This is a genomic window from Ilyobacter sp. (genome assembly GCF_041583315.1).
In the GTDB taxonomy this organism is placed as follows: Bacteria; Fusobacteriota; Fusobacteriia; order Fusobacteriales; family Fusobacteriaceae; genus Ilyobacter.
The window spans coordinates 1-3,891 of record NZ_JBFHGC010000265.1 but is presented as its reverse complement, the minus strand read 5'-3'; the positions used below and the strand labels follow the sequence as shown (position 1 = coordinate 3,891).

General features: G+C 40.1%; 6 protein-coding genes. All 6 read right to left on the bottom strand.

The window, feature by feature from the left end; translation table 11 throughout:
• A partial coding sequence (locus ABZA26_RS09600) for an ATP-binding cassette domain-containing protein (protein ID WP_372714304.1) occupies positions 1–285 on the bottom strand: 285 nt, incomplete at its 3' end.
• Positions 286–302: 17 nt separating this feature from the next.
• Complete coding sequence (rbsD, locus tag ABZA26_RS09595) at positions 303–701, bottom strand: D-ribose pyranase (RefSeq protein WP_372714305.1); 399 nt, start codon at positions 699–701, stop codon at positions 303–305.
• Positions 702–710: 9 nt separating this feature from the next.
• A complete protein-coding gene (gene rbsK / locus ABZA26_RS09590; protein WP_372714303.1) occupies positions 711–1,628 on the bottom strand; it encodes a ribokinase in 918 nt (305 codons plus the stop codon).
• Between the two features lie 40 nt (positions 1,629–1,668).
• Complete coding sequence (locus tag ABZA26_RS09585) at positions 1,669–2,679, bottom strand: LacI family DNA-binding transcriptional regulator (RefSeq protein WP_372714302.1); 1,011 nt, start codon at positions 2,677–2,679, stop codon at positions 1,669–1,671.
• A gap of 104 nt (positions 2,680–2,783) precedes the next feature.
• A complete protein-coding gene (locus tag ABZA26_RS09580; protein WP_372714301.1) occupies positions 2,784–3,215 on the bottom strand; it encodes a hypothetical protein in 432 nt (143 codons plus the stop codon).
• A 40-nt stretch (positions 3,216–3,255) separates the two neighbouring features.
• The coding region (locus tag ABZA26_RS09575) for a hypothetical protein (protein ID WP_372714300.1) at positions 3,256–3,891 on the bottom strand (636 nt) is incomplete at its 5' end.

Sequence of the window (3,891 nt, the reverse complement as noted above, 5' to 3'; positions counted from 1 at the left end):
CAGATTGGATATTAGGTTCAGTTCCTGATGTATTATTGCAATACCTGCATCCTGTGATTCTCTCGGGCCGTGAAACTCCGCATTTTTTCCGTAAAGGGTCATTATTCCGCTGTCTTTTTTGTATATACCTGTCATCACCTTTATGAGGGTGGACTTACCTGCCCCATTTTCTCCTAGAAGAGCCATTACACGACCCTCGTAAAGGTTTAGTCTGGCTCCGTTTAGGGCTTTTACTCCTGGAAAGGTTTTCACCATATCTTGAAGTTCCAATATTTTATTTTTCACCTGAGCTTACCTCCAGACTAGAATGCCACACCTGATTTTAAGATAATATTTGCATAGGGAGTGCACTCTCCTGTTCTTATTACTGCCTTTGACTCTTTAGTCATTTTTTTCAACTGTGAATGTGGAATCTCCTCTATTTTGACTCCACGACACCTTTTATTCAGCATTTCCAAAAGTTCTGTATAGAGCTTGGGACTCACTTCCTTCATCTCCGAAGCTATTACAGCCTCTTCCACCTGCATCTCATCTAGCACCACGTCCAGCGTCCCCATAAATGTAGGGATGTTCCTCTCAAGAGCCAGATCGATTCTCTTTACATCCTCTGGTATGGGAAGACCTGCATCCCCTATACATATATGATCTGTATGCCCTAGTTTTGCTATTTCATACGATATCTCACTGTTTAGAAGCCTCATTTTTTTCAACTACACCACCCCTTTAAAGTTTCTAACTTCATCTAGTGTAGGCAGTGATGTCTGTGCCCCTTCTCTTGTCACTGTTATCGCTCCTACTTTTGCTGCAAAATCCATGGCCTCTTCCACAGGTTTACCCTCAGAAAAAGCTGCTGTAAATCCCCCTATAAAGGAATCACCTGCAGCTGTTGTGTCCACAGCCTCCACCTTATACACACCAAACTCTTTTGAACCTTCACTGTCTACATAGATAGCACCCTTAGAACCCAGGGTTACTATTAGTTTTTTTACACCCTTTTCCATCATTTTTCGGCAGGCCAGAAGAATATCCTCCTTGGTTTTTACCGGCATCCCAGAAAGGATCTCTAGTTCAGTCTCATTGGGAATGAGATAATCCACATTTTTTATTATCTCATCTGACATGGATTTTGCCGGAGCCGGATTCAGTATTGTGGTTTTCCCCAGTGCTTTACTCACTTTCAGTGAATATTCCACAATATCCAGAGGGGTTTCCAGCTGATGGACAACTATCTTTGAATCTTCATAAAGTTTAATATTTTTATCTATGTCTTCTTTTTTCATTTCAAAATTTGCACCTGAAACCACTATTATGGAGTTGTTGGCATCATCATCCACCACTATAGTGGCTATTCCTGTGGATTTACTGCTGCATCTTCCTATACCGGATATATCCACCCCGTCCTTTTTTATGGCATAGAGCAGAGTATCCCCAAATGAATCCTCCCCCACCATTCCTATCATAGCCACATCTGATCCCAGCCTGGCCATGGCAACTGCCTGATTAGCACCCTTTCCTCCGGGTATCTGTTTAAAGTCTTCACCCAAAACTGTTTCCCCTGTCTTAGGAGCTTTGGAAACCCTTGTTACAAGGTCCATATTTATACTTCCGACTACCAGTATTTTACTCATCACGCCTCCTTTGTAACCGTTTACACCTTTTTTGGTTTTCTTACACTTTTTTTTCTGACCCTTTTACGTCCAGAGTAGTTTGAAGTATCGTCTTTTGGCTTATATCTTTGTCCCTGTTTTTCATTCTTTCCAGAAGTATCTCTGCCGACTTAACCCCTAGTTCCCTCACTGAGGCAGAGACTGTTGTAAGATTTATATCAAATATATCCAGTAATTCCACCCTGTCAAAAGACAGCACCGCTATATCCTTAGGAGTGGAGAGCTTCATTTCATTCATAGCCTTAAAGAATCCCAGGGTCATCTGGTTGTTAGATACAAATACCGCTGTGGGTCTCTTTTTTCTCTTGAGTATCTCTTTCCCAAGAAGATAACCCGATTCCATCTGAAAGTCTCCCTCATAAATATTTTCCTCTGTGATCTCTATCTCCTTTTCAGAAAGAGCATTTTTATATCCTTTGAGTCTGTCCCTGCCGGGCTTAGATTTCAGTGGCCCTGTTATTATCGCTATATCTTTATGTTTGTTTTCCACAAGGAGCGATACCCCCTTGTACGCTCCCCCTATATTGTCTATAAAAACGCAGTCCATACTGGAGTCCTTTATATCCCTGTCCGAAAGAACCACAGGTATATTGCTTTTTAAAAATTTATCCAGATAAATTTTTCCTTTCTCATAGCTTTCGCTGGTCACTGTTATTATCAGTCCTTTTATTCTCTGTTCTAGCAGCATCTGAAGAGACTTTTGCTCCTTCTGAATTTTATCATTGGTATTATAAATGAGTATATTAAGGTTTTCCCTGTCAATGACCTCACTTATTCCCTCTACCATCTCTGAGAAATAAGGGTTTGATATATCTGGGACTACCACCCCTATTGTATTGTTGTCTTTCTTAGAAAGGTTCCTTGCTATAGCACTGGGAGTATAGTCGTACTCCTCTATTATTTTGAGGACTTTTTCCCTTGTAGAGTCTTTTACATTTTTATCTTCATTTATGACCCTTGAAACAGTTGCTATGGAAACCCCTGATTTTTTTGCTATATCCGACATCTTCATGGGACACCTCCTTTTTGTAAACCCTTACATTTTCTCATAATAATTTCTACTACAAAAACTAACTTGTGTCAAGTTTTTGAATAATACAAACCATTAATGGACACTTACCTGGTCTTAATCCGGGATATCTTCATCTCTAAATTTGTGATTTCATCAAATTTTAAGTTTTTAAAGCTATAGTACCTTCTTTCACCGGGCATATATTTCTCCTCTCCGGAAAAAAGTTTTTTACGATATTCTCCTTTTTCCCCTATAAGAATCAGTTCCTTTACATATACTCCGCTTTCATACCAAAACCACAGAGCGATAACCAGCTCATCCACAGTAGAACTCCCCTTATTGTGAATCCTTATATTCACCGCCGGATACTCATGCCTCACACCCTGTCTGGATTCAAAATCATAAATTTCTACCTGTACCCCGCTTTTTATCTCCATGGGAAGTCTCTTTTCCCTCCACTCTTGCAGTTCTGTGTAGTTTCGCCCGTAAAGAACAAAGCTGAAAATCATAAAAAATATAAAAACACTTCTTTTCATCACTTACCTCCATAAAAAAAGAGGGAGCAGATCCCCCTTCCTAGTTATTGTTAAAATATATCTGCTCTAAATACGGAGACCCTATAAAGTCATATGGCATTACAAGTATTCCACGGTCAGAATCAAGGTCCAGTTCATATCCAAGATCCTTGGCTGTTTTCCAGTAAAGATACCAGACAAACTGGGAACAGTAAAACCCATCGTTGCTTTTCTTATTAAACGTAACCCAGTACCCCTCGTCTTTGAGACTTTCCAAATTTTTTAAAAAAGCCTCTTTGAATTTTTCATCAAAATTCCTGTATCTTAAAACCATCACCTTTCTTTCCTCATAAAGCCAGGAGAAACTGTCTATTTCATAGTAGCCCACTCCGAACTTAGGATAGTCCCCTATACTCATGTCATCTATCATAACGGCTGCATGCCCGTACCAGGAAAGAGGGTCCCACTTTTTATTCTTTACAATTATATCCCCGGTTTTAAGCCTGCTCGTCTGGTACATTACAAAGCTGACATCTTCCCATTTTCGCCCCTCAGGTAAGGCACTGCATCCTGTGACTGCTATCAGAAAAAATATAATAACCTTAACCTTTAAAGTAGATAAATGCACCATTTCTCCCCGCATCCTTTCCCTCTCTCCTGTATGAATGAAACCTGCCATTGCAGACTGTGCACTCCT